Origin of the sequence: Streptomyces fructofermentans (genome assembly GCF_014651055.1) — a bacterium.
Lineage (GTDB): Bacteria > Actinomycetota > Actinomycetes > Streptomycetales > Streptomycetaceae > Streptomyces > Streptomyces fructofermentans.
This window is the reverse complement of the sequence record NZ_BMWD01000003.1, coordinates 63,938-88,337: the sequence shown is the minus strand read 5'-3', so window position 1 is coordinate 88,337 and position 24,400 is coordinate 63,938. Positions and strand designations below refer to the sequence as shown.

Here is a 24,400-nt window from a genome sequence, read left to right as displayed (position 1 = left end):
ACGGTCCGGCCCCTTCCAACCGCAATCGAAAGGAACTCCCAGCATGACTCACCGCACCCGAGCCCGGTCCCGGATCTGCCCCGACTGCGACGGCTTCGCCTCCGCCGCCGTCACCCTCGGCGGCCGCGACCGTCGTGGACACCTGCGGACCATCACCGCCCACTGCCCGGCCTGCCACGGCACCGGCACCACCGCCCGCCCCGCCGCGCGACAGGCGGTGAGCGTCTGATGCCCCGCAACTGGAGCCGAGGAGTCGACCGCATTCCGCCGGACCCGATCGACGGCGACTACGACCGCCTGAAGAAGATCGTCAGGGCACACAACCTGCACGACAAGGACCGGACCGCGCAGGCCATCCGCGCCGGCCGCTCCTCCAACGAGGCGTCCAGCAGCAACGCCAGCACCCCTCAGAAGCGGGGATGGCGCCGTTGAACCTCGCAACTCAGCTCGACCCGGTCACCCTCGGCGACCTGCTGAGGGTGGCTTCGGCCGACGACTTCGACCGCTGGCACGAGCAGATCCGCCGCACCGGCGGCTGCGCCGACCCCATCCACCTCACCGGCTGGACCCTCAGCAAAGACAAGACAACCGGCGAGACTCTCCACCACTACTCCACCGAATCCGAGCCCGGCGGACGGCTCCGGCTCGCATGCGGCAACCGCCGGGCCTCCCGCTGCCCCTCCTGCGCCTGGACGTACGCGGGCGACACCTACCACCTGATCCGCGCGGGCCTGGCGGGCGACGATCGCCGCGACATCCCCTCCACCGTCCGCGATCACCCCAGGGTCTTCGCCACGCTCACCGCCCCGTCCTTCGGCCCCGTCCACAACCGCCCCGACCGAGGCATCTGCCGCTGCGGCACCCGCCACCCCGCCGACGACCCCACCCTCGGAACGGCACTCGACCCGGCCACCTACGACTACTCGGGAGCGGTCCTCTTCAACAACCATGCGGGCGACCTCTGGCAGCGCTTCACCACTCGACTCCGCCGCGAGATCGCCGCCCGTGCCGGCCTCACCCGGAGTGAACTGCCCGCCCACGTGCGGGTGTCGTACGGCAAGGTCGCCGAGTTCCAAAAGCGCGGCGCGCTGCACTTCCACGCCGTGATCCGCCTCGACGGACCGGACGGACCGGACACCCCGCCACCCTCTTGGGCAAGCGCCAGCCTTCTCACCGACGCGATCCACGCCGCCGCGGCGCACTCCTACACCTCGGTCTCCGTCCCGGCTGTCCAGGACGAACCCGCCCGCACCTTCCGATGGGGAACGCAGCTCGACGTGCGCCCCGTGAAGGCGTTCGGGGACGCCTCCGACATCACCGAGCAGGCCGTCGCCTCCTACGTCGCCAAGTACGCGACCAAGGCGGCAGAGAACACCGGCAGCCTCGACCGGCGCATCGGCGAACTCTCCGAACTCGACCGCCACCAGATCCCCGACCACACCCGCCGCCTCATCGAGGCGTGCAAGCACCTCGATCCGCTCTACCCCGACCGGCGCCTGTGGGCTTGGGCTCACATGCTCGGCTTTCGCGGCCACTTCTCCTCCAAGTCGCGCCGCTACTCCACCACCCTCGGCGAACTCCGCCAGGCCCGCGCCGACTTCCGTGCCACGCAGGAACGCGTAGCCCTCGGCCTCGAGGACCGAGAGCCGGACACCGTCCTCGTCCTGGCCGACTGGCAGTACGCCGGCCACGGCCACACCCCCGGCGAATCGGCCCTCGCCGCCACCATCGCCCGCGACCTCCAGCACAACCGCGAGACCGCCCGCGAAGCCCTACGCGACCAACTCGCCCCGGAAGGAGCTGCAGCATGACCACCGCCACCACTGAGCTGCTGACCGTGCCCGACGTCATGGCACGGCTCAAGCTCGGACGCTCGAAGGTCTACGACCTGATCCGCTCGCACCGCCTGATATCGATAAAGATCGATGGCGTGCGCCGTATCCCCGCCGACGCTGTACGGGACTTCATCCTCGGCCAGATCGAGGAGGCCGCCTGATGGCCGGACAGCGCAAGCGCAACCCCAACGGGGCGGGCACGATCACCAAGCGCAAGGACGGACGCTTTCAGTGCGCCGTCTACGTCCTCCAACCGGACGGCACTCGGGCCCGCAAGTTCGCCTACGGCAAGACGTGGGCAGAGTGCGACACCAAACGGCGTGAGCTGCTCGCCAAGGTTGACCAGGGCGTGCCCGTGCCCACCCGGTCGGCCAAGCTCTCGGAGTGGCTGCCGTACTGGCTGGAGAACGTGATCAGGCCCCGGCGGAAGCTCAGCACGTACGACAAGTACGAGGCGCACGTTCGGCTCTACCTCGTGCCGCTGCTCGGTTCGAAGCGGCTCGAATCCTTCGGAGTCGCGGACGTCCGTCGCTTTCTCGTTCGGATGGAGAAGGAGACCACCGCGGCAACGGCCAAGGAGTCTCACCGCGTGCTGCGTTCCGCTCTGTCCTCGGCCTGCCGCGAGGAGCTGATCGCACGTAACGTCGCCAAGCTCGTAGAGCCGCCGCGCACGGACAACAGGGAGTTGAACCCCTGGACGCTGGACGAGACGCTGGACTTCCTTGCGGTCTCCCGCCGAGATCCGCTCTACGCGGCCTTCGTGCTCGCCATCGCCATGGGGCTCCGGCGGGGCGAGATCATCGGCCTCCGGTGGTCGGACCTCGATCTCGACAACCGGGTCCTCTACGTCCGGCAGCAGACCCAGCGCCGTCGCGGCGTCCTCTACGACGACGATCCCAAGAGCCGCCGTCGCCGGGTCGTCCCGTTGCCCGCTCTCTGCATCGCCCCGTTGCGCTGGCACCGGATGCGGCAGTCGGCGGCACAGAGCAGGGCGGGGGAGCAGTGGCACGAGTCGGGCTACGTCTTCACCACCCGCACCGGCCGCCAGGTCGAGCCACGGAACGTCTACCGCTCCTTCACCCGAGTCGCCGAGTCCGCCGGCCTTCGCGTGATCCGGCTGCATGACGCTCGGCACGGCACCGCCACCCTGCTCACGGCCGCTGGAGTCGCGCCCCGCGTCGTGATGGAGATCCTTGGGCACTCACAGATCAGCATCACCATGGACGTGTACACGCACGTCGTGCAGGACACCCAGCGCGAGGCCATGAGCCACATGGATCGGCTGCTCAGGAAACGGCGGCCCGGTCGTGAATAACCGCCCGCGTTGATGTCAGAAGTAGATGTCAAAGGCCCCGGACCATGATCGGTCCGGGGCCTTTTCCCATGTGCCCCCGGCAGGATTCGAACCTGCGACACCCGCTTTAGGAGAGCGGTGCTCTATCCCCTGAGCTACGAAGGCAGTGCCTTGAGCGTGCCGGCCGGGTGTTGCGGTCGTGCCGGGGTTCCCGCGGCATGACGCAGCCCCTGCCAGGTTGCTCGATCCACAGGGTACCGGATCGGTGGTGGGCCGGTGGTGGGCCGGGCCCAGCCGTGTGCACGTGCCGCACGCGGGCGCTCCACGGGACCCCGCCCCACCCCTCCCGGACCTGGTTGCCCCGCAGCCCGACGCAAGGAGAGTCGGCTCACCGCGACCCGCGCCCCCACCCGCAGCGCGCAGCCCGCCCCGATCCACGGAAGGCCGGCCCACCACGCCCCCACCCGCACCCGGAACCCCCATCCGGAAGCCCCACCCCACTCCCGGACCCCCGGCGTCAGCGCCAGTCCGGGGCGCCCGGGGCCGGTGCCAGAACGCCCTCGATCTTCGCGCGTACCTCCCGCATCACGGCGACGACCCGTTCCTCGTGGGCCGCGTCGAGGCGGGTCACCGGGACCGAGCAGCTGATGGCGTCCGTGGCCGGGCTGCCGTACCGCAGGGCGAATCCGAAGCCCGCCACGCCGGTCACCGTCTCCTCGCGGTCGATGGAGTAGCCGCGCGCACGTACGTCCGCGAGGTCCGCGATCAGCGTGGCGCGCCCGGTGTGCGTGTTCGGCGTGAACCTCTCCAACGGGTCGTCCGGCAAAGGGAGTTCGGCGTCGTCGCGTTCGGCGAGCAGCGCCTTGCCGAGGGCTCCCGCGTGGGCGGGGATCCGCCGGCCGACCCGGCTGATGGTGCGCAGGTACTCGTGGGACTCGCGCGTCGCGAGGTAGACGACGTCCGGGCCGTCGAGGCGTGCCAGGTGGATCGTCTCGCCGAGTGCGTCGGAGGCCTCGTCCAGATACGGGCGGACCGTGCGGACGTGCGGGTCGCTGTCGAGGTAGCTCGTGCCGGTGAGCAGGGCGCGGATCCCGATCCCGTACAGGGACCCGGTCGTGTCGGAACGCACCCAGCCGCAGTCCACCAGCGTCTGCAGCAACTGGTACATGCTGCTGCGCGGTACGCCCAGTTCCTCCGCGAGCTCGTCCAGGCGGGCCGGGCGGTCGCCCCGTGCGGCCAGCAGTTCGAGCAGCGCGACCGTACGCGACGCGGACTTCACGCTCCGGACCCCGGACGTTTCGTCCCGGACCCCCGACGCCGCGCCGTGTCCGCCCGGCGTCCCGCTCCGGGACCCCGGCGTGCGGCCGCGGCCCCTCGATGTCCCACGGGCCCCCGCACTCCGGGCCCCTTCGCTCTCCGGCATGGGCCACATCGTAGATCCGCCCCGTCCGGCCCATTGACCCCTTCGGGTTCATCCACCTAGCCTCGATTCCTATACATGGACAACATCTGCATATGGGGACCATGCTCATGGCAGGATCAGCGCCTCGTACGTCCTCGCCCTGTGGCCGCAGGCCCCCGTCACCCCCACCGACCAAGGATGTCGACACGCATGAGCCCCAGTCGGCCGACCGTCACCGAGTTCGCCGTCTACCCGGTCGCCGGACGGGACTGCATGGCACTGAACCTCTCCGGCGCCCACGGCCCCTACTTCACCCGCAACGTCGTCGTCCTCAAGGACTCCGAGGGCCGTACGGGGCTGGGGGAGGTGCCCGGCGGGGAGCGGATCACCCGGACGCTGAGGGACGCCGAACCCCTGGTCGTCGGAGCGGAACTGGGTGACTACAAGCGTGTGCTGCGCGAGATCGGCGAGCGTTTCGCCGACCGCGACGCGGGAGGGCGCGGCGTCCAGACCTTCGACCTGCGGACCACCGTGCACGCCGTCACGGCCGTCGAGTCCGCGCTCCTCGACCTGCTCGGCCGGCACCTCGGCGTCCCCGTCGCGGCGCTGCTCGGCGACGGCCGGCAGCGCGACTCCGTACGGGTGCTGGGCTACCTCTTCCACGTCGGCGACCCCGACCGCACCGACCTGGAGTACGTCCGCGAGCCCGACGCGACGACCGACTGGTACCGGGTCCGGCACGAGGAGGCGCTGACACCCGAGGCGATCGTCCGCCAGGCCGAGGCCGCCCACGACCTCTACGGATTCCAGGACTTCAAGCTGAAGGGCGGGGTCCTCGCCGGAGCCGAGGAGGTCCTGGCCGTCCGCGCGCTCAAGGACCGCTTCCCCGACGCGAGGATCACACTCGACCCGAACGGCGCCTGGTCGCTGCGCGAGGCCGTCGAGCTCTGTACGCCGCTGGTCGGCACCCTCGCCTACGCCGAGGACCCCTGCGGCGCCGAGGAGGGCTACTCGGGACGCGAGATCCTGGCGGAGTTCCGCCGGGCCACGGGGCTCCCCACGGCGACGAACATGGTCGCCACCGACTGGCGGCAGTTGACGCACGCGCTGGCCCTCCAGTCGGTCTCCATCCCGCTGGCCGACCCGCACTTCTGGACCATGCAGGGCTCGGTACGCGTCGCCCAGCTCTGCAACTCGATGGGCCTGACCTGGGGTTGCCACTCCAACAACCACTTCGACATCTCGCTCGCCATGGTCACGCACTGCGGGGCGGCGGCACCGGGCGCGTACAACGCGCTGGACACCCACTGGATCTGGCAGGAGGGACTGGAGCGCCTCACGGTCGACCCGCCGCGGATCGTCGGCGGGGAGATCGCGGTCCCGGACGCGCCGGGCCTCGGCGTGGAACTGGACATGGACCGCCTGCTCGCGGCCAACGAGCTGTACCGGCGCAAGGCCCTGGGCGCGCGGGACGACGCCGCGGCGATGCGACACCTCGTGCCCGGCTGGGAGTTCGACGCCCGACGCCCCAGCCTGGTGCGCCGGCTCCGGCACGGTCGACGGAACTGACACCGGGACGGACACCGGCACCGGTCCAGACAGCGGTACCGGCACCGGCACGGACACCCGTGCGGGCTCAGGCGACCGGTACGCGGGTGAACCGGCCCGCCACCCGCAGGTCCGCCTCGATCCGGCCCGCCGTGGCGGACAGTTCGGGCAGGACCTCGCCGACGCACTCCTCCAGCGTCCGGCGCGTGCTGTGCATGGCGACGTTGACGGCCGCCACGGCCCTGCCCGTACGGTCGCGGACCGGGACCGCGATCGACCGCAGTCCCTCCTCCAACTCGCCGTCCACCAGGGCGTACCCGGACCGCCGCACGTCGTCCAGGACCTTCGTGAGCGCGGCCGGGTCCGTGACCGTGCGCGGTGTCAGGGCGCGCAGCTCCGGCAGATGGCGGGCGGCCGGCGGGAGGTCCGCGAGCAGCACCCGGCCCAGCGAGGTCGGGTGGGCCGGCAGCCTGGTGCCGACGGTGATGTTGACGCTCATGATCCGGCTGGTCGCGACCCGGGCCGTGTACTGGATCTCGTCGGCCGTGAGCACCGCGAGGGACGCCGAATCGTGCAGCCGGTCCGCGAGTTCGGCGAGATGCGGCGCGGCGATCTGCGGAAGCGTCGTACGGGACAGGGGAGGGAAGCCGAGGGCCAGCACGCGGGGTGTCAGGGCGAAGGTGCGTCCGTGGGCCGTGACGTAGCCCAGGTGCTCCAGGGTGATCAGCGCGCGCCGGGCCGTCGCGCGCGCCAGCCCCGTGGCCTGCGCGACCTCGGTCAGCGTCAGGTCGGCCCTGCCCTCGCCGAACGAGGTGATCACCGTCAGACCGCGGGCCAGCGACTCGATGAACTCCCGCCCCAGTTCCTGCTTCGACGCCCCGGTCCAGGCCGCGAGTCCGGCCGGCGCGGCGGGCGGCGCGGCCCGGGCCTCGCGCAGGTCGCGCTCCATGGCGCGCACGGTCGCGCCGAGACGCGGCAGCAGGGAGTCCCGCAGGGAGTCGGCGGTGTGCCGGCTGGTGTGGCTCACCACGCTCACCACGCAGGCGACATGCCCCTCGCGGTCCCGTACGGGGGCGGAGAGGGCGACGAGTCCCGGCTCGATCAACTGGTCGTCGAGCGTCCAGCCCCGGGAGGCCGCCTCCCGTGTCCACTCCTCGAACTGCTCGTCACCGGAGGGGTGTTCGCGCGGCGGTACCGCCGGAAAGCCGAGGTCCCGCGGGTCGGCGGCGCGGCGCTCGCGCCAGCGGTCCCAGTCCCCGGGCGTCCACTCCGTCGCGAACAGCGGCCCGGGCGCGGTCCGTTCGGCCGGCAGGAGGTCGCCGATCCGGAAGCTCAGGGACATCGCGCGCCGCCGTGTCGCCTGGTGGATGAAGCGGATTCCGTCCCGGTCCGCGACGGCGAGGGACACCGACTCGTCCAGCTCGTCCGCGAGGGCGTCGGCGCGCGCGTCCAGCAGCCGGGGCAGCCGCAGGGCCGCCAGGTACGCGTTGCCCAGCTCCATGAGCCGCGGCGTGAGTACGGCGTCCCGGCCGTCGAGGCGTACGTATCCCATGCGGGCGAGCGTCGCGGCGATGCGGTCCACGGTGGACCGGGCGAGCCCGGTGGTCTTCTCCAGGGCGCTGAGACTCGACGTCCCGCCCGCCTCGGTGAGCCGGCGCAGCACGGTGATCCCGCGCATCAGCGGGGCCACGGCTTCGGCGGGGGCGGTCGCGCCGGGGGTGCCGGGCGCCGGCGTGTGGTCTGTCGGGTCTGTCGATCGCATGGGTTCTCCGTGACGGTGTCCGGACCACCGTAGTTGGGCCGCCGCGGCCGGCCGCAACGCGTCAGCCCCGGGTGACGTACACCCGGTGGTTCCCGGCGGCGTCCGCGCCCGCGACCGTGATCCGGATACCGGATTCCAGGTCCTTGAAGTACTGGCCGGGGGAGAAGGGCGCGTCGGACAGCTCCGCGTGGACGTTCGGGCTTCGGGTGCAGCCGCCGCTGTCCCTGGTGGAGTCGACGACGGTGACCGGGCCGCGGCCGGTGTCGACGGTCGCGTCGACCTTGTAGACGAGCACGCCCGGCTTGCAGACCGCCTCGTCGTTGCCCGCCCTGGTGCGCAGCTCGACGGCGTAGCCGGTGGTGGCGTCCACGGGGACGAAGACCAGCTTCGCGCCGGTGCCGGGCTCGGCCAGCGGAGTCAGGACGTGCTCGGTCGTGCCGGGGTCGGCCGCGCAGCCGACCTGGGAGTCGTCCAGCCAGCCGAGCTTCCACTTGTGCCAGCCCAGCAGATCGTTGTCCGCCCCCCAGTCCTCGCTCATGATGTCCCAGTGCCCGACGGCGCCGCCGCCGTCCTGGGTGTACAGGTCGGGCAGCCCGAAGACATGGCCGTTCTCGTGGGGGAGCACGCGGTAGCCGGTCTCCGCGTACGAGCCGGAGCCGTCGTCCTGGCGGCTGTAGACGAACGAGGCGTTGGCGACGGGCACGCCGTCCGCGACCGGTGCCTCGGTGTTTCCGGCGAACGTCACGGAGAGCACCGTGTCCAGGGCGGAGGGGCCGGCGTTCGGGGTGATCAGGATGTTCAGCAGGTCGTACCTGCGGAAGTCCACGGCAGGGTCGGCGGCGGCCACGATGTCCTGGACCAGCTCGCGGTAGCCGGGGTCGAAGGGCGCGCCCCGTTCTATGCCGTACGCCTTGAAGGGTTTGGGCATGCGCAGCCAGTCCCCGATCGGGGCCTCGGGGCGGTAGTCGAGACGGCCGTACGAGCTGGTGCGGAACCAGTCGGTGGTCTGCGGGAAGAACTCGCCGTAGCGGTCGAGCGCGTCGCCCTCGCCGGTCGCGTCGGAGAAGTCGATCATCAGGTTCAGTGCCCGGACGGTACCGGTGGAGCGCGCGTAGCCGGCGGAGGTGGGGACGCCTTCCGACATCTGCACCCCCATCGCGCCGCTGATCATGCATGCGCCCAGCGGGGAGGCCCGGGTGGGCGCTATGGGCCCGGCCGCCGTGGACGAGCCCGCCGTCAGGTGCCCAGATCCCGCCGAGGTGCTGACCGCCAGGGTGAGGACGGTGACCGAGGCGAGGGCTGCGGCCCGGCGGCGCGGGCGTATCCGACGGCTGGTCGGCTGCATTCAGGGGCCTTTCGCTCCAGGCAGCCGGCCGTTTCGGGCTGCACCCTGTCCGATCACCCTGTGACGCCGGATGCCGCGGCGCGCGCTGGGAGAGCCCGATCGTGGGAGTCCCGGGCGGGGGCGCGGGCCACGCCGGACCCGCTCGGGGCCACGCCTTGGGCGGGGGCACGCCTGTGAATCGGGGGCCGTCGTCGGGGGGCGCCTTCGGGCCCGGGGCCCGTCGCGGGGCGTGCCGCTGGGTCCGGGTGCCGGTCGTGGTCCGGGCGTGCCTGTGGGTCCGGTGCCGGTCGTGGTCCGGGCGTGCCTGTGGGTCCGGTGCGGGTCGTGGTCCGGGCGTGCCTGTGAGTCCGGGGCCCGCCCGAGTCCGGGGACACCTGTGGTTCCGGGCACGTCGTGGTCCGGGGGGCGTCCATGCGTCCAGGGCCCGCAGAGGTCCGGACCGCGCGCATGGGTCCGGGCCCCGCCCCAGTCCGGGGCACGCCCATGAGTCCCGGCGTGCTGCCGCCGGGCACGCGTGCCCGCGAATCCGGCTCACGCCGAGGTCGGGCCCCCGCCCGGCACCCCGCCCCGCCGCCCGCCGGGGCACCCGCGCGCCCGCCCGGAACCCGATCCGGGGCGATCGAAATTCCGCCCCGGGAGTGATGTGACTCAGGTCACATCGAATCGGGGAAATAACCGGGGATCGCTTCCCCGTTTAGCCAGGTGTCCGGATGAAACGGGGAGAGGCTCCCCGGATCGTGACGCCGGACCGACCGGGATCCCACCAGGCCCCTGTCGCCGCCCGGGATCCGACCGACCCCGGGCAGATCCGATCCGATTCCGAAGGAGTACGCCGTGGAGACCGCCACCCCCGCGCAGCACAGGACGCCCCGACCGCGGGCCGACGCCCTGCGCAACCGGGAGCGGATCGTCGCCGCCGGACGGGAGATGTTCGTGGAGTTCGGTGCCGACGCGCCGCTCGACGAGATCGCCCGACGGGCCGGTGTCGGCAACGCCACGCTGTACCGCAACTTCCCCGACCGGCACTCCCTCCAGCGCGAGGTCGTGTGCTCGGTCATGGACCGCGTGTCCGAGCAGATAGAGCTGATGCTCGCGGAGACCGGTGACGCCTTCGAGACCCTCTCCCGGTTCGTGCACATGTCGGCCGAGGAGCGGATCGGCGCCCTGTGCCCGATGCTCTCCGAGGCCTTCGACCAGAGCCACCCGGAACTGGTCGCGTCGCGTGAGCGTGTCGAGGCCCTGGTCGAGGAGCTCATGGAGCGGGCCCGTGCGGCCGGCCAGCTCCGCACCGACGTGGCCGTCGGGGACCTGATGGTCGCCGTCAGCCAGCTCACCCGGCCGCTGCCCGGTATCGCCTGCCTGAACATCGACCGTTTCGTACACCGCCACCTGCAGCTGTTCCTGGACGGCCTGCGGGCACCCGCCCGCTCCGAACTGCCCGGCACGGCCGCGACCATGGAGGACCTGCGACAAGCCTGACCGACTGACCGCGCCCGGTTCCGCGTCCTCCGCGGGTCCCCGCACCGACGACGACACAACCCGCGCACGCGCGGCCCGCACGGGGCGGGCGCGCGCCACCTCTCACGGCCGTCAGCGACGACGCGCCGCGGCTCTTCACTGCCTTTTGCCGATTCGAAGTACCGAAGTGGGTATCCCCATGTCCGAAACACTCCAGGCCAGTGCCGCCAAGGCACCGGCCCCCGACGCCAACCGCTGGAAGGCGCTCGTCTTCATCGCGCTGGCCCAGCTCATGGTCGTGCTCGACGCGACCATCGTGAACATCGCGCTGCCCTCGGCCCAGCAGGACCTCGGGATCTCCGACGGCAACCGGCAGTGGGTCATCACGGCCTACGCCCTCGCCTTCGGCGGGCTCCTCCTCTTCGGCGGCCGGATCGCCGACATCTGGGGCCGCAAGCGCACCTTCGTCACCGGCCTGATCGGCTTCGCGGCCGCCTCCGCCCTCGGCGGCGCCGCGACGGGCGAGGCCATGCTGCTCGGCGCGCGTGCCCTCCAGGGCGCCTTCGGCGCGCTGCTGGCGCCCGCCGCGCTCTCCCTGCTCGCGGTGATGTTCACCGACGCCAAGGAGCGCGCCAAGGCGTTCGGCATCTACGGCGCGATCGCCGGCGGCGGCGGCGCCGTGGGCCTGATCCTCGGCGGCTTCCTCACCGAGTACCTCAACTGGCGCTGGACGTTCTTCGTGAACATCCCGTTCGCGATCGTCGCCGCCGCGGGCGCGTACTTCGTGATCCGTGAGCCGGCCGGCCGCAACCGCTCGCCGCTCGACATCCCCGGTGTCGTCCTGTCCACCCTCGGTCTCGTCTCGCTGGTCTACGGCTTCACGCGCGCCGAGTCCAACGGCTGGGACGACTCGATGACGATCGGCCTGTTCGTGGCCTCGGCCGTGCTGCTCGCGGCCTTCGTGTTCACCGAGTCGAAGGTCAAGGCGCCGCTGCTGCCGCTGCGCGTCGTCACCGAGCGCAACCGTGCCGGTGTCTACCTCTCGCTGGGTCTCGCGATCATCGCGATGTTCGGCCTGTTCCTCTTCCTGACCTACTACCTCCAGATCGTGCAGGGCTACTCGCCGGTCAAGACCGGCTTCGCCTTCCTGCCGATGATCGTGGGCATGATCGTGGGCTCCACCCAGATCGGCGCCCGCCTGATGACCCGCGTCGCGCCGCGCCTGCTGATGGGCCCGGGCTTCCTGGTCGCGGGCATCGGCATGCTGCTCCTGACCCAGCTGGAGATCGGCTCCTCGTACGCGGGCCTGCTCCTGCCGGCGCAGCTCCTGCTCGGCCTCGGCATGGGTACCGCGTTCATGCCCGCGATGTCCCTCGCCACCCACGGCATCGAGCCGCGTGACGCGGGTGTCGCCTCGGCGATGGTCAACACCTCGCAGCAGGTCGGCGGTGCCATCGGTACGGCCCTGCTGAACACGATCGCCGCGTCGGCCACCACGGCCTACCTGAAGGACCACCTGGGCGGGGCGGGCTCGAAGGCCCAGCAGCAGCTCGTCCAGATGGAGGGCCTGGTCCACGGCTTCACCAACGCGATCTGGTTCGCCGTCGGCATCCTCGGCGTGGCCGCGCTGATCGCCTTCACCTTCGTCAACACCGGCCGGCCCGACATGTCGTCGACCTCCGGCGCGGGCGACGAGGCGCAGGACGAGGTGAAGATCCCGGTCATCGCCCACTGACGCGACCGGGACCACGCGGGGCCACCCACTGGCCCTCGTGCGTACGCGGGGGTGGGGACGCCCTCGTACGCACGAATCCGGGAACTGCCCCGGCTCTCCGAGCGGTGGAGCCGGGGCGGTTCCATGCCCGCAGCCCGCAGCCCGCAGCCCGCAGCCCGGGGAGCGGCGAGCGGGGAGTGGGGAGCGGGGAGTGGTCAGCGCAGCCAGGGCAGGTCCGCGCCCGCGCCCTCGGGTTCGAGGCCCTCGGCGATGAGCCGCATGGCCTCGCCGAGGGCCTTGTGCTGCTCGGGGGTGAGCCGGTCGAAGAAGGCCTGGCGGACGGCGGCGACATGGCCGGGGGCGGTACGCCTCAGCTCCTCGCGCCCCTCGTCCGTGAGGACGGCGAACTGGCCGCGCTTGTCCGAGGGGCAGTCCTCGCGCCGTACCCAGCCGTTCCCCTCCAGCCGGGCGACGGCGTGCGAGAGCCGGGACCGGGTGATCTTCGCGTGCATCGCCAGCTCGGTCATCCGCAGCCGGCGGTGCGGAGCCTCGTCGAGCTGGACGAGCAGGCCGTAGTAGATGTGCGGCATGCCCGCGTCACGCTGAAGCTGGCGGTCGAGGTGGTCCTCGAGGAGAGTGGTGGCGTGCATGTAGGCGCGCCAGGTGCGCTGTTCCTCGTCGCTGAGCCAGCGCGGCTCGTCAGCGGATGCCGTGTTCATGCCCCCACTGTACGAGGCTTCTTCTTGAAATTTAAACAAGTCGGGGGTAGTCTCTCGACCAAGAGCTTGAGAGTTCAAGCAATGTGATCGAGTCGAGCAGCCGGGATCCGTCCAGAGAGGGAGCCGCCGCCATGTCCGCCACCGCCGAGGAACACGCCGTCGCGGAGCGCATGCCCGCCCTCTACCTCTCCCACGGCGCCCCGCCGCTGGCCGACGACCCGGTCTGGCCCGGCCAGCTCGCCGCCTGGTCCGCGGACCTGCCCCGCCCGAAGGCCGTCCTCATGGTCTCCGCGCACTGGGAGGAGGCCCCGCTCGCCCTGTCGGCGACCGAGCCCGTCCCCCTCGTCCACGACTTCTGGGGCTTCCCCGAGCACTACTACCGCGTGCGCTACGACGCCCCCGGAGCCCCCGGTCTCGCGGACTCCGTCCGCAAGCTGCTGCGCGCCCCCGGCATGCCGGTGCAGGACATCCCGGACCGGGGCCTGGACCACGGCGCGTACGTCCCGCTGGTGGAGATGTTCCCGGAGGCCGACATCCCCGTCCTCCAGGTCTCGATGCCCACGCTGGACCCCGTACGCCTGATGGACATCGGCCGCAGGCTCGCCCCGCTGCGCGACGAGGGCGTGCTGATCATCGGCTCGGGCTTCTTCACCCACAACCTCGCGGCGCTCCGGCAGGGCGGAATCCCCTCTTGGTCGGCGGAGTTCGACGCGTGGGGCCACGAGGCGCTCGACTCCGCCGACGTGGACGCACTCCTGGACTTCCTCCACAAGTCCCCGGCGGGGCAGCTCGCCCATCCGCGCACGGAGCACTTCGCCCCGCTGTTCGTCACGATGGGCGCGGCGGAGGCGTCCGGCGGGCTCGACGCCCAGCGCTCGGTGATCGACGGGTTCTGGATGGGCCTCGCGAAGAGGTCCGTGCAGTTCGGCTGAAACGGTCCGGTGGGCCTCCCCGGCGGACGGAGCGGGCCGCCCGGGAGGTTTCACCCCTGCCCGCGCGGGCATCCGCCACGGACCGGGACGCGCCGCGCGGCGCCTCTCCGGCACCGGGGCCGCCGCTCTGGGCCCGCTCCCGCTCCCTGGCCGCTCCCGGGCCTCACCGGCCATGAGGACCGGGCCCGCGGTGCCCGGCTCTCAGAGGTCCTTCTCGTACCAGGCGACGTCCCAGTACCGGCCGAACTTCCGGCCGACCTCCCGGTACGTGCCGAGGTGCCGGAAGCCGAAGCGCTCGTGCAGCCGTACGGAGGCCTCGTTGGGCTGGGCGATCCCGGCGTACGCGCGATGGAGGTCCTCCTCCGCGAGAGCCTCGAACAGGGCCTTGTAGAGAAGGGTGCCGACACCGCGCCCGCCCGCGTCCGGGGCCAGGTACACGGTCACCTCCACCGAGGTCCCGTACGCGGGCTTCGCGCGGAACGCGCTCGACGTGGCGTAGCCCAGAATCGCCTGTGAGTCCGCGGCCACGGCAACCTTCAGGCGGTGCGGGCCGTCTTCAGGGTGGGAGAGCAGCCAGGGCCGGCGCTCCTCCGGGGTGAACGCCACCGTGTCGAAGGTGATCGGTGTCGACTGCACGTAGTGGTTGTAGATGTCCGTGAGGGCAGCGAGGTCGGCCTCGACCCCCGGTCTGACCTGCACCTCAGTGGGTTCCGCCGGCATCCGTCCTCCCTTGGTGGCGGCACAGGGTACTGCAAGATCAGAAAAGTAGAGGGTCGGGTTGGGAATTCTGTCCGGATTCCAGTCGTTGTTTCCATCGGATGCAGGGCACCCGAGAAGGTGTCCGAGCCACCACCAGGACCGCAAGCCCACCATCGCAAGGGAGCACGCATGGCAACCCGTGCCGTCGCCCGTCGTAAGTCCGCCTCCGGCGAGACCGACGCGGCACGCAGTGTTCGCGTCGTAGGCGGCGAGATCGCCGACCGCGACCTGGTCGGCATGTATCTCGACGAGATCGCACGCACACCGCTGCTCGACGCCGCCAAGGAAGTCGAGCTGTCCCAGACCATCGAGGCGGGCGTCTACGCCCAGCACATCCTCGACGGCGAGGTGGCCGACACCGAGGTGAAGGCGTCCCGCGAGGAGCTCGAAACGCTGGTCGCGGCCTCCGAGCAGGCCAAGGACGTGTTCATCCGGTCGAACCTCCGCCTGGTCGTCGCGGTCGCCCGCCGCTACCCCCGCAGCGGTCTGCCGCTGCTGGACCTGATCCAGGAGGGGAACGCCGGCCTGGTCCGCGCGGTCGAGAAGTTCGACTACCGCAAGGGCTTCAAGTTCTCCACGTACGCGACCTGGTGGATTCGCCAGGCCATCACCCGCTCCATAGCCGACCAGTCCCGCACCATCCGGCTGCCCGTCCACCTCGTGGAGGAGCTGGGCCGGATCCGGCGGGTGCAGCGCGAGTTCAACCGTGAGCACGGCCGTGAGCCGGAGCCCGCGGAGATCGCCGCCGAGCTGGCCTCGACCCCGGAGCGCGTCGTCGACGTCCTCGACTGGGCCCGCGACCCGGTCTCGCTGAACATGGCGGTGGACGACGAGGGCGAGACCCAGTTCGGTGACCTCCTGGAGGACACCTCGGCCGTGTCGCCCGAGCAGTCCGTGCTCACGCTGCTGCGCAGCGAGGAGCTCGACGACCTGATCGGCAGGCTCGACCAGCGCACCGCGTCCATCATCAAGATGCGGTACGGCATCGAGGACGGCCGGGAGCGCACGCTCACCGAGGTCGGCAAGGAGCACGGCCTGACCCGCGAGCGGATCCGCCAGATCGAGAAGCACGCGTTGCTCGAACTGAAGAAGCTGGCCCGCGACACGGGGTTCGACGCCGCGGCGTAGTCCCCGGGCCGGGCCGCCCGAGGGGCGACCGCGATCGCCGCGGCCGCCGGCCGGACCCCGTGTCCGGCCCGGCAGCAGTGGTTCTTCGGCCGCCGCCCGGCAGGGCGGGCGTGGTGCGCGGGACGGTTGCGGACCGGGCCGGGCGGCGCGTTCCGGCGGGCGGGCTGCCGCCCGGGGGCGCACGGACGGCCGCTTGCGTTAGCGCGGGCGGGCGACCTGCTCCCGCCGTTTGGGCGCAATCGCGCCTGGTGAGCGCGCGGAAGATGTTCGCGTCCGGGAGGATTGGCTTCGTCGGGGCCGGGCAGACGGTCCAGCGCAGCCCCGGCGCGGCCCACCCGGCCGCGTACCGGTCCCCTGTCGGCCAGGCCCTCGCGGCAGGGCCGCGCAAGGGTTCGAACGCGGTCGCACAGAAGTCCGTTTACAGTCGCTTCAACACATCCGCCCCGGGGCACAAGACTCCAGGGCGGCCCACAGAGCCGAGTCCCGACGCACTCCCCCCCGGCGCCGGGACTCTCCCAGAGCCGGACCCCGGCGCCTCCCCCCCCTGGCGCCGGAGTCCGACTCTCCCGGAGCCGGGCTCCGGCGCCTCCCCCCCTGGCGCCGGGGCCCGGCTTCATTTCCGCGTTCCCGGTCCCCCCGTTCCGCGTCGCCTGTCCCCGTCGCCGGTGGGTTCTCCGCGAGGGGGCGGGACACGCTTCGGACGAGAGCGGGACGCCGTGGAGTCGGGCGGGGTGTGGCTGCCCGTGCCTGTGGCTGTGTCGGCGCCTGCGTCGGTGCTGGCGCCTGTGCCTGTGTTCGTGCGAGGGCCCGAGTTCGGGCCGGTGCCTGGGCCCGTGTTCGTGCCGGTGGCCGGGTGCGGCTGCCGTGGTTCGGCCGGAGGCTGCCGCGGCCGGACGGGGGTTGCCGGGGCCGGACGGAGGTTGCCGGGGTCTTGGCGGCCGAGGGTGCCGGGTCTCGGTGCGGCTCGCGCGAGCCGGGGGGCGAGGGGTCGGGGAGGGTCCCGGGACCGGGGGAGTCCTGGTGCCGGAGCGTGATCCGGGTGGAGGTGCCGCCGGGCAGAGGTGCCGGGGCCGGACCTTCGCGGGCAGGACCGCCGTGCCCGCCTCGGACGTGAGTGCCGGGCCACCCCGAACCTGAACCCCGGGGTGACCCGGGTGGCACATTCTGCCACGGGGGCACCTGCCGCCGATCTCCGCGAGGCCCCTCGACGGGCCCCGGGCTACGCGCCGGCCGCCCGGCTCAGCCGGCCTCCGAGGTCCCTCACGTACCCGACGAGTCCGGGCGGCTCGTGGACCGTGAACTCGCAGTCCATCATGGCGAGTCGTACAGCCAGCCACTCCATCGGTCCGCCCGCCGCGGCACGCAGCCGGCAGCTGTGCTCGTCGACCGGCTGAGGCGTCCCGAGCCACGCCGGGAGCCGGGCCGCGACGACCTCCGCCGGGGCCGAGAAGGTCACCTCGAACTCGTAGGTGTCCTGCCGCCGTTGCATCGACTGCCGCAGGAACTCGGCCGCATCGCCCGTCGGCAGCTCGCGCGGGGTGAAGCGGGCGCCGGTCGCGAAGGGGTCCGACACCCGGTCGACGCGGAACGTCCGCCAGTCGTCGCGGTCGAGGTCGTACGCCACGAGGTACCAGCGGCGCTCGGTCGAGACGAGGCGGTACGGCTCGGTCCGGCGGCGGCTCTCCGCCCCGTCCCTGGCGCGGTACGCGAACCGCAGGCCTTCCCGGCCCGCGATCGTCGAGGCGATCACGGTCAGCGTCTCCGGGGCGATGCTCGCCCCGTCACCGCTGGTCAGAGGAGTGGTGGCCGCCTGGAGGGTGGCGACGCGATGACGCAGCCGACCGGGCAGGACCTGTTCGAGCTTGGCCAGCGCCCGTACGGAGGCCTCGTCCACCCCCTCGACGGCGTGGCCGGCACCCGCCCGCAGGCCCACCGCGATGGCCACCGCCTCCTCGTCGTCCAGGACCAGCGGCGGCATCGCCTTTCCCGCGACCAGCCGGTACCCGCCGTCCGCGCCCATCGTCGCCTGCACCGGATAGCCCAGCTCACGCAGCCGGTCGACGTCCCGCCGGACCGTCCGCCGCGAGACGCCGAGCCGGTCCGCCAGCTCCCCGCCCGGCCATTCGCGCGGGGTCTGGAGGAGGGAGAGGAGCTGAAGCAGCCGTGCCGGGGTGTCCGTACTCATGACGCGCCTCCCGCCGGCCGCGGCGCGCGGTTCCGCCTCCGTGCCCGGGCCGTCGTCCGGTCCCGGTTCAGTGCCCTTGTCCGTTCCCGTGTCGTCATGCGCCAAGACTGCCGCACATCTAGGACGGTAACTGTCCTACTTGGCCTCTACGGTCCTTCCATGACCTCTTCCAGCAGCACTCCCACGACCCCGGGGCCGGGGACCGACCGGCGGCGCTGGTTCGCGCTCGCCATCGTGATGACCGCGGCCTTCATGGACCTGGTCGACGTCACGATCGTCAATGTCGCGATCCCGTCGATCCAGCGGGACTCCGGCGCGTCCTTCAGCCACGTCCAGTGGATCACCGCGGGGTACGCGCTCGCGTTCGCCGCCGGTCTGATCACCGGCGGCCGGCTCGGCGACATCCACGGCCGCAAGCGGCTGTTCCTCGTCGGCATCGGCGGGTTCACCCTCGCGTCCGCGCTGTGCGGATTCGCGGTGAACCCCGACATGCTGGTCGCCTCCCGCATCCTCCAGGGGGCGATGGCCGCGCTGATGGTTCCCCAGGTCCTGTCGATCGTGCACGCCACCTTCCCCGCGCACGAGCGGGGCAAGGTCTTCGGCCTGTTCGGCGCGATCGTGGGGCTGGGCGCGGTCAGCGGGCCCCTGCTGGGCGCGCTGCTCACCGAGTGGAACCTGTTCGGCCTGGAGTGGCGGCCGATCTTCCTCATCAACCTGCCCGTCGGCATCGCCGGCCTGATCCTCGGCCGCCGCTTCATCACCGAGTCCAAGGCCCCGCGCGCCCTGCGCCTCGACCTCGTGGGCGTCGCGCTCGTGACGCTGGGCCTGCTGATGCTGCTCTACCCGCTCACCCGCGGCCGTGAGCTGGACTGGCCGGTGTGGGGGTACGTCTCGATGGGCTGCGCCGTGCTGGTGTTCGGGGCCCTGGTCGCGTACGAGAAGAGGAAGGCGGCGCGGGACGGGTCGCCGCTCGTCGAGCTCTCCCTGTTCAAGGTGAAGAGCTTCGCGGCGGGCATCGCGGTCCAGACGGTCTTCGGAGTGGCCCTCGGCATCTTCTTCCTGGTCTGGACCCTCTACATGCAGTACGGCCTCGGCTGGAGTCCGCTGCGGGCGGGTCTGACGGGTGTCCCGTTCTCGCTCGCGGTCTCGACGGCGGCCGGGCTCTCCGTGCAGCAGCTCGTGCCGAGGTTCGGACGCAAGGTGCTCCAGGCGGGCGCGCTCACCATGGGGCTCGGCGTACTGCTCTACATCTGGGAGGCGGAGAGGTACGGCATGGGGATCACCTCCTGGCAGATGGTGCTCCCGCTGGTCGTGATGGGTGTGGGCATGGGCCTGATCGTGGCGCCGCTGACGGACGCGGTCCTCTCCGAGGTGCCGCGGGAGCACGCCGGTTCGGCGTCCGGCCTGATCAACACCGTTCAGCAGATGGGCAATGCCCTGGGTCTCGGACTGGTGTCCGTCGTCTTCTTCGGCACCATCTCGGAGCACCTGCGCCCCGCCGAGGTGGGACCCGCGTTCGTCGACGCCTTCCAGTACGCGCTGGTCTGGGTCGCCGTGGTGATGGCTGCCATCTTCCTGCTGATGTTCGCCCTGCCCGGGCGGCCCGCCCAGCACGTGGAGGGGGCGGAGGCGGCCGCCGACGCGGAGTCCTTCGAGGGCGGGACCTCCGGCGCCGGGGCCGACGCCGGTGCCGGGTCCACGGGAGCCGAGCCTGCGGGCAGGGCTTCCGGGGCCGACGGCGACGGGTCCGCCGCGAAGGCCGAACTCGTCGGCTGACCGCGCCGGTTCACCGGATCCGACACGTCGGGGGCCCGGTCCCTTCGGGGGCCGGGCCCCGACGCGTGCCGCCCGCCTCCTGCCCACTCCATCGCCCCGATGTCCGTTCATGCCCATATGAATGCCCGAGCCTGTTTACTTTGCGAAAACGCGGGCGTAGCCTCCCACTGAAACCACAGGTTCGGACACAGGTGGAGGCGAACGGGCATGTACGCACCCGAGCGGCAGCAGGAGATCCTCCGGCTCGCACGTGACGGCGGACGTGTGGACGTGGTGTCCCTCTCGGAGCAGTTCCAGGTCACGGCGGAGACGATCCGGCGGGACCTGAAGGCCCTCGACCGGGCGGGGCTGCTGCGCCGGGTCCACGGCGGCGCGCTGCCGGCCGGGCGCCTCGACTTCGAGCCGGACCTCGCCGAACGGGAGACCACGGCGGCGGACCAGAAGGACCGCATAGCGAAGGCGGCCCTGGCCGAACTGCCGGACCAGGGGACGATGATCCTCGACGCGGGCACCACGACGGCCCGCCTCGCGGCGGCCCTCCCGCCGGAGGCGACGCTCACCGTCGTGACGCACAGCCTGCCGATCGCGGCCCGCCTCGCCGACCACCCCGGCATCCAGCTCCATCTCATCGGCGGCCGCGTCAGGCACCGTACGCGCGCCGCCGTGGACGCCTGGGCGCTGCGGGCGTACGGCGAGATCCGCGCGGACCTCGTCCTGCTCGCCGCGAACGGCTTCTCCGCCGGGTACGGCCTGACGACCCCCGACCTCGCGGAGGCCGCCGTGAAGCGCGCGGCCGTCGCCGCCGCGCGGCGGGTCGTGCTGCTCGCGGACTCGGCCAAACACGGTCAGGAGCACTTCGCGCGCTTCGGGGACCTCGGCGAGGTGGACCTGCTGATCACGGACACGGGACTGAGCCCCGAGGACGCCACCGCCATCGAGCGCGGCGGCACGGAAGTGGTGCGCGCATGATCCTGACCGTCACCCCCAACCCGTCCCTGGACCGCACCTACGAGGTGCCCGCGCTCGACCGCGGCGAGGTCATCCGCGCCACCGGGGAGCGCATGGACCCGGGCGGCAAGGGCGTCAACGTCTCGCGGGCGGTGGCCGCCGCGGGCCGGCGCACCGTGGCCGTGCTGCCGCTCGGCGGGGCACCGGGCGCGCTCGTCGCCGACCTGCTCGACGCGCAGGGCATCGAGGTGGCGCCGGTCGCGGTCGCGGGAGCGACCCGCTCGAACATCGCGCTGGCCGAGGCGGACGGTGTGCTGACGAAGATCAACGCACCCGGGCCCGAACTCAGCGCCGCGGAGCAGGAGTCACTCCTGGAGGCCGTGCGCGTCCGGTCCGCCGACGCCGACTGGATCGCCTGCTGCGGCAGCCTCCCGCGCGGGCTCGCCCCCACCTGGTACGCCGAACTGGTCGCCCGCTCCCACCGGGCGGGCGCCCGGATCGCGCTGGACACCTCGGGGCCGGCGCTCCTCGCGGCCCTGCGGGAGGGCCCCGACGTCGTCAAGCCGAACGCCGAGGAACTGGCCGGGGCGGTGGGCCGCCCGCTCGCCACGGTCGGCGACGCGGTCAAGGCGGCCGAGGAACTGCGCGGCCTCGGCGCGCGAGCGGTGCTCGCCTCCCTGGGCGCGGACGGGCAACTGCTCGTCAGCGAGGGGGGCGTGTGGTTCGCGAGCGCACGTGTCGGCGTCGTACGGAGCAATGTCGGCGCGGGCGACGCCTCGCTCGCCGGGTTCCTGGTCGCCGGGGGCGAAGGGCCGGGCGCGCTCGCCTCGGCGGTGGCGCACGGGGCCGCGGCCGTCCAGTTGCCGGGCAGCGTGATGCCGCGGCCGGCGGACCTCGATCCGGACGAGGTGACCGTCACGTCCGCGGTCCCCGTGGACCGTGTGCTGACGGAGCCGGTTTCGTGACGCGGCAGCCGTCACGTCACGCTTCGGGTCACCCCTGCCCGAGACGTCCGACAGGCCCGACAGGCCCGCACCACCGTTCGTCCGGCACGCCCGGTGACGCGACCGAGGTCCCAGCGGTCGCCCGTCCCTCCGGCCGCGCCATGTCGGACCCCATGCCGGTTGCCGTTCCCGTCCCCATGCCAGTCCCCCTCCCCACCCCCGTCCCCACCCCCGTCCCCACCCCCACCCCCGTCCCCACCCCCGCCCACAGCCCTTCCCGGGCGATACGCGTGCGAAGGAGCCCGCGATGAGCGAGATGATCACCGCGGACCTGGTCGATCTCGACCTGTCCGCCGATACGAAGGAAGCGGCGGCCCGTGCCCTCGCCGAGCGCATGGTCTCCCTGGGCCGGGTGACCGACCTGGAGGGCTTCCTCGCCGACGTGGCCGCCCGGGAGGCCCAGATGCCCACCGGCCTCGACGGTGGCATAGGCATCCCGCACTGCCGCAGTGAGCACGTCACCGAGCCGACGCTGGCCTTCGGCCGCAGCACGGCCGGGATCGACTTCGGCGCGCCGGACGGCCCCGCCGACCTGGTCTTCCTCATCGCGGCCCCGGCCGGTGCCGACGACGCCCACCTCACCATCCTCTCGTCGCTCGCCCGGCAGTTGATGAACGCCGACTTCACCTCCGCGCTGCGGTCGGTGACCGGTCCCGAGGGCGCGGCGGCACTGATACGCGGCGACGCCGCGCCGACGAGCGAGGCCGCGGGCGAGGTGCGGGACGCGGAAAGCCCGGGCGGCGAGGGCGGGACCGTGGGCGCGGTCCCGGCCCCGGCGCCGGTCCCCGCCGAGGAGCGTACGGACGGCGTGGTCGCCGCGGAGTCCGCAGCGGCCGCGCGTGCCGGGGCGGGTGAGCCGGAGGCCGGGCGGCCGTTCCGGATCGTCGCCGTCACGTCCTGTCCCACGGGTATCGCGCACACCTACATGGCGGCGGAGTCGCTGGAGAACGCGGGCCGTGAGGCCGACGGCGTCGAGGTCGTCGTCGAGACGCAGGGTTCTGCGGGCTTCAACCGGCTCGACCCGGCCGTCATCGCGGCGGCGGACGGCGTGATCTTCGCCCACGACGTCCCCGTGCGCGAGAAGGACCGCTTCGCCGGGAAGCCGACCGTGGACGTCGGGGTGAAGGCGGGCATCAACCGGCCCGCCGACCTGATCGCCGAGGTGCGCGGCAAGGCCGAGCGCGGCGAGAGCACGGCGGCGGCCCGCCCCGGCGGTACCCCGGTCGACCGGGCGGGCGAGCCCGGCGACGGCTACGGCACGCGACTGCGCAAGTGGTTGATGACCGGCGTGAGTTACATGGTTCCCTTCGTGGCCGCGGGCGGCCTGCTGATCGCCCTCGGGTTCGCGATCGGCGGCTACCGGATCAACGAGGCCAAGCCCGTCACCGAGCACTTCGACTGGGGCCAGGTCGACAGCTGGGGCGCGCTGCTGTTCCAGATCGGCGGTGTCGCCTTCGGCTTCCTGATCCCCGTACTCGCCGGATACATCGCGTACGGCATGGCGGACCGGCCGGGACTCGTGCCGGGCTTCGTCGGCGGCATGATCTCGTTCAACATCAACGCCGGCTTCCTCGGCGGCCTCGTCGCCGGTCTGCTGGCCGGCGCGGTGGTGCTCGCCATCCAGCGGGTCAGGATCCCGCCCGTGCTGCGCGGCATCATGCCGGTGGTCGTGATCCCGCTGATCTCGTCGATGGTCGTCGGCTTCCTCATGCTGATCGTGATCGGCAAACCCATAGCCGAGGCCCAGGACGCCATGACGGACTGGCTGGGCGGCCTCTCCGGCACGAACGCGATCCTGCTCGGCGTCCTGCTCGGCCTGATGATGTGCTTCGACCTGGGCGGCCCGGTCAACAAGGTCGCGTACGCCTTCGCCACCGCCGGCATCGCCGTACAGGACCCGAGCGACTCGGCGATGAAGATCATGGCGGCCGTGATGGCCGCGGGCATGGTCCCGCCGCTGGGCATGGCGCTGGCGACCACCGTCCGCAGGAAGCTCTTCACCCCGGCGGAGCAGGAGAACGGCAAGGCCGCCTGGGTCCTCGGAGCCTCCTTCATCTCCGAGGGCGCCATCCCGTTCGCGGCCGCGGACCCGCTCCGGGTCATCCCCGCCTCGATGGCGGGCGGCGCGGTCACCGGCGCCCTGGCGATGGCCTTCGGGTCCACGCTGCGCGCCCCGCACGGCGGCATCTGGGTCACGTTCCTGATCGGCAAGCCGTTCCTGTACCTCTTCGCGATCGCTGCCGGTACGGCGGTCACGGCCGGCCTCGTCGTCCTCCTCAAGGGCATGCGCGCCCAGGCACCCGGGGGCGGAACCGGCGCGGCCCCCGGCACGCAGTCCGCGTCGCAGAGCAAGGAGCCGGTCGCGGCCTGACCGTCACCGCGGCCTGACCGTCACCAGGACTTGGCCATCACCGTGGGCGGTGGGCGGTGGGCGGTGGGCGGTGGGCGGTGGGCGGTGGGTGGTGGGCGGGGTGCGGAGGCCGGTGGTCCACCGCGAGTCCTCGATCGCGTACGCCTCGGCCGGGAAGGTCTCCCCGGCCGAGGCGTACGGGCGTCGTGCCCCCGCCGGGGCCGTCGCCGGTGCGGGGGCT

Annotated in this window: 20 protein-coding genes and 1 tRNA gene; 14 read left to right on the top strand and 7 right to left on the bottom strand. The window is 72.5% G+C overall.

The window, feature by feature from the left end:
* Positions 1-43: 43 nt before the first annotated feature.
* Genes IE265_RS05330 through IE265_RS05310 form a run of 5 tightly spaced genes read left to right on the top strand, consistent with a single transcriptional unit; the run spans position 44 to position 3,150 of the window.
* Complete coding sequence (locus IE265_RS05330) at positions 44-229, top strand: hypothetical protein (protein WP_190034177.1); 186 nt, start codon at positions 44-46, stop codon at positions 227-229.
* Complete coding sequence (locus tag IE265_RS05325; protein WP_190034176.1) at positions 229-432, top strand: hypothetical protein; 204 nt, start codon at positions 229-231, stop codon at positions 430-432. Before IE265_RS05330 ends, IE265_RS05325 begins: the two co-directional genes overlap by 1 nt.
* Entirely contained in the window at positions 429-1,811 is a 1,383-nt protein-coding gene (gene repSA, locus IE265_RS05320; RefSeq protein WP_229916044.1) for a replication initiator protein RepSA, read from the top strand. Before IE265_RS05325 ends, repSA begins: the two co-directional genes overlap by 4 nt.
* Complete coding sequence (locus tag IE265_RS05315) at positions 1,808-1,996, top strand: helix-turn-helix domain-containing protein (RefSeq protein ID WP_190034174.1); 189 nt, start codon at positions 1,808-1,810, stop codon at positions 1,994-1,996. The genes repSA and IE265_RS05315 overlap by 4 nt, the downstream gene beginning before the upstream one ends.
* On the top strand, positions 1,996-3,150 hold the full coding sequence (locus IE265_RS05310; protein WP_190034173.1) for a tyrosine-type recombinase/integrase: 1,155 nt from the start codon (positions 1,996-1,998) through the stop codon (positions 3,148-3,150). Before IE265_RS05315 ends, IE265_RS05310 begins: the two co-directional genes overlap by 1 nt.
* 71 nt (positions 3,151-3,221) lie before the next feature.
* Here IE265_RS05310 and IE265_RS05305 read toward each other — a convergent pair.
* Both IE265_RS05305 and IE265_RS05300 read right to left on the bottom strand, forming a co-directional pair.
* Positions 3,222-3,294 (bottom strand) — tRNA-Arg (locus IE265_RS05305).
* Between the two features lie 352 nt (positions 3,295-3,646).
* Positions 3,647-4,408 (bottom strand): IclR family transcriptional regulator, encoded by a 762-nt coding sequence (locus tag IE265_RS05300; RefSeq protein WP_229916043.1) that lies wholly within the window; start codon positions 4,406-4,408, stop codon positions 3,647-3,649.
* Between the two features lie 333 nt (positions 4,409-4,741).
* Here IE265_RS05300 and IE265_RS05295 point away from each other — a divergent pair, with 333 nt between their 5' ends.
* The gene (locus tag IE265_RS05295; RefSeq protein WP_190034171.1) at positions 4,742-6,100 is read left to right on the top strand and encodes an enolase C-terminal domain-like protein; all 1,359 of its coding nucleotides are present in this window, start codon (positions 4,742-4,744) and stop codon (positions 6,098-6,100) included.
* 67 nt (positions 6,101-6,167) lie between these two features.
* Here the strand turns inward: IE265_RS05295 and IE265_RS05290 are convergent, their stop codons facing one another.
* Both IE265_RS05290 and IE265_RS05285 read right to left on the bottom strand, forming a co-directional pair.
* Entirely contained in the window at positions 6,168-7,841 is a 1,674-nt protein-coding gene (locus IE265_RS05290) for an IclR family transcriptional regulator domain-containing protein (protein WP_229916041.1), read from the bottom strand.
* A 61-nt stretch (positions 7,842-7,902) separates the two neighbouring features.
* Positions 7,903-9,186, bottom strand: coding sequence for a M6 family metalloprotease domain-containing protein (locus IE265_RS05285; protein WP_190034170.1), 1,284 nt, complete (start codon positions 9,184-9,186; stop codon positions 7,903-7,905).
* 834 nt (positions 9,187-10,020) lie between these two features.
* Here IE265_RS05285 and IE265_RS05280 point away from each other — a divergent pair.
* Positions 10,021-10,665 carry a TetR/AcrR family transcriptional regulator gene (locus IE265_RS05280; protein WP_190034169.1) on the top strand — a complete coding sequence of 215 codons (645 nt, stop codon included), beginning with the start codon at positions 10,021-10,023 and terminating at the stop codon, positions 10,663-10,665.
* Between the two features lie 178 nt (positions 10,666-10,843).
* On the top strand, positions 10,844-12,379 hold the full coding sequence (locus IE265_RS05275) for an MFS transporter (RefSeq protein ID WP_190034168.1): 1,536 nt from the start codon (positions 10,844-10,846) through the stop codon (positions 12,377-12,379).
* Between the two features lie 194 nt (positions 12,380-12,573).
* Here the strand turns inward: IE265_RS05275 and IE265_RS05270 are convergent, their stop codons facing one another.
* Complete coding sequence (locus IE265_RS05270) at positions 12,574-13,077, bottom strand: MarR family winged helix-turn-helix transcriptional regulator (protein ID WP_190034167.1); 504 nt, start codon at positions 13,075-13,077, stop codon at positions 12,574-12,576.
* Positions 13,078-13,208: 131 nt separating this feature from the next.
* Between IE265_RS05270 and IE265_RS05265 the strand changes: the two genes are divergently transcribed.
* Positions 13,209-14,009, top strand: coding sequence for a dioxygenase family protein (locus tag IE265_RS05265; protein WP_190034166.1), 801 nt, complete (start codon positions 13,209-13,211; stop codon positions 14,007-14,009).
* Positions 14,010-14,210: 201 nt separating this feature from the next.
* Here the strand turns inward: IE265_RS05265 and IE265_RS05260 are convergent, their stop codons facing one another.
* The gene (locus tag IE265_RS05260) at positions 14,211-14,729 is read right to left on the bottom strand and encodes a GNAT family N-acetyltransferase (protein WP_190034165.1); all 519 of its coding nucleotides are present in this window, start codon (positions 14,727-14,729) and stop codon (positions 14,211-14,213) included.
* 168 nt (positions 14,730-14,897) lie between these two features.
* Here IE265_RS05260 and IE265_RS05255 point away from each other — a divergent pair, with 168 nt between their 5' ends.
* On the top strand, positions 14,898-15,896 hold the full coding sequence (locus tag IE265_RS05255; RefSeq protein ID WP_190034164.1) for a sigma-70 family RNA polymerase sigma factor: 999 nt from the start codon (positions 14,898-14,900) through the stop codon (positions 15,894-15,896).
* Positions 15,897-17,115: 1,219 nt separating this feature from the next.
* Here the strand turns inward: IE265_RS05255 and IE265_RS05250 are convergent.
* Entirely contained in the window at positions 17,116-18,081 is a 966-nt protein-coding gene (locus IE265_RS05250; protein WP_190034163.1) for a helix-turn-helix transcriptional regulator, read from the bottom strand.
* Positions 18,082-18,240: 159 nt separating this feature from the next.
* On the opposite strand from IE265_RS05250, the gene IE265_RS05245 reads away from it, so the two are divergent.
* The 4 genes from IE265_RS05245 (at position 18,241) to IE265_RS05230 (ending at position 24,180) form a co-directional block, all read left to right on the top strand.
* Positions 18,241-19,857: an MFS transporter gene (locus IE265_RS05245; protein WP_190034162.1), complete on the top strand. Its 1,617-nt coding sequence runs from the start codon at positions 18,241-18,243 to the stop codon at positions 19,855-19,857.
* 207 nt (positions 19,858-20,064) lie between these two features.
* The gene (locus IE265_RS05240; protein ID WP_190034161.1) at positions 20,065-20,826 is read left to right on the top strand and encodes a DeoR/GlpR family DNA-binding transcription regulator; all 762 of its coding nucleotides are present in this window, start codon (positions 20,065-20,067) and stop codon (positions 20,824-20,826) included.
* Positions 20,823-21,770, top strand: coding sequence for a 1-phosphofructokinase (pfkB, locus tag IE265_RS05235; protein WP_190034160.1), 948 nt, complete (start codon positions 20,823-20,825; stop codon positions 21,768-21,770). Before IE265_RS05240 ends, pfkB begins: the two co-directional genes overlap by 4 nt.
* A gap of 286 nt (positions 21,771-22,056) precedes the next feature.
* Complete coding sequence (locus tag IE265_RS05230; protein ID WP_190034159.1) at positions 22,057-24,180, top strand: PTS fructose transporter subunit IIABC; 2,124 nt, start codon at positions 22,057-22,059, stop codon at positions 24,178-24,180.
* Positions 24,181-24,400 lie beyond the last annotated feature (220 nt).

Coding starts and splice junctions, on each gene's coding strand:
- IE265_RS05245 (WP_190034162.1), top strand. CDS start 18,241: ATGACCTCTTCCAGCAGCACTCCCACGACCCCGGGGCCGGGGACCGAC.
- IE265_RS05325 (WP_190034176.1), top strand. CDS start 229: ATGCCCCGCAACTGGAGCCGAGGAGTCGACCGCATTCCGCCGGACCCG.
- IE265_RS05230 (WP_190034159.1), top strand. CDS start 22,057: ATGAGCGAGATGATCACCGCGGACCTGGTCGATCTCGACCTGTCCGCC.
- IE265_RS05330 (WP_190034177.1), top strand. CDS start 44: ATGACTCACCGCACCCGAGCCCGGTCCCGGATCTGCCCCGACTGCGAC.
- IE265_RS05250 (WP_190034163.1), bottom strand. CDS start 18,081: ATGAGTACGGACACCCCGGCACGGCTGCTTCAGCTCCTCTCCCTCCTC.
- IE265_RS05240 (WP_190034161.1), top strand. CDS start 20,065: ATGTACGCACCCGAGCGGCAGCAGGAGATCCTCCGGCTCGCACGTGAC.
- IE265_RS05290 (WP_229916041.1), bottom strand. CDS start 7,841: ATGCGATCGACAGACCCGACAGACCACACGCCGGCGCCCGGCACCCCC.
- IE265_RS05270 (WP_190034167.1), bottom strand. CDS start 13,077: ATGAACACGGCATCCGCTGACGAGCCGCGCTGGCTCAGCGACGAGGAA.
- IE265_RS05295 (WP_190034171.1), top strand. CDS start 4,742: ATGAGCCCCAGTCGGCCGACCGTCACCGAGTTCGCCGTCTACCCGGTC.
- IE265_RS05315 (WP_190034174.1), top strand. CDS start 1,808: ATGACCACCGCCACCACTGAGCTGCTGACCGTGCCCGACGTCATGGCA.
- IE265_RS05260 (WP_190034165.1), bottom strand. CDS start 14,729: ATGCCGGCGGAACCCACTGAGGTGCAGGTCAGACCGGGGGTCGAGGCC.
- IE265_RS05275 (WP_190034168.1), top strand. CDS start 10,844: ATGTCCGAAACACTCCAGGCCAGTGCCGCCAAGGCACCGGCCCCCGAC.
- IE265_RS05285 (WP_190034170.1), bottom strand. CDS start 9,186: ATGCAGCCGACCAGCCGTCGGATACGCCCGCGCCGCCGGGCCGCAGCC.
- IE265_RS05255 (WP_190034164.1), top strand. CDS start 14,898: ATGGCAACCCGTGCCGTCGCCCGTCGTAAGTCCGCCTCCGGCGAGACC.
- pfkB (WP_190034160.1), top strand. CDS start 20,823: ATGATCCTGACCGTCACCCCCAACCCGTCCCTGGACCGCACCTACGAG.
- IE265_RS05310 (WP_190034173.1), top strand. CDS start 1,996: ATGGCCGGACAGCGCAAGCGCAACCCCAACGGGGCGGGCACGATCACC.
- IE265_RS05265 (WP_190034166.1), top strand. CDS start 13,209: ATGTCCGCCACCGCCGAGGAACACGCCGTCGCGGAGCGCATGCCCGCC.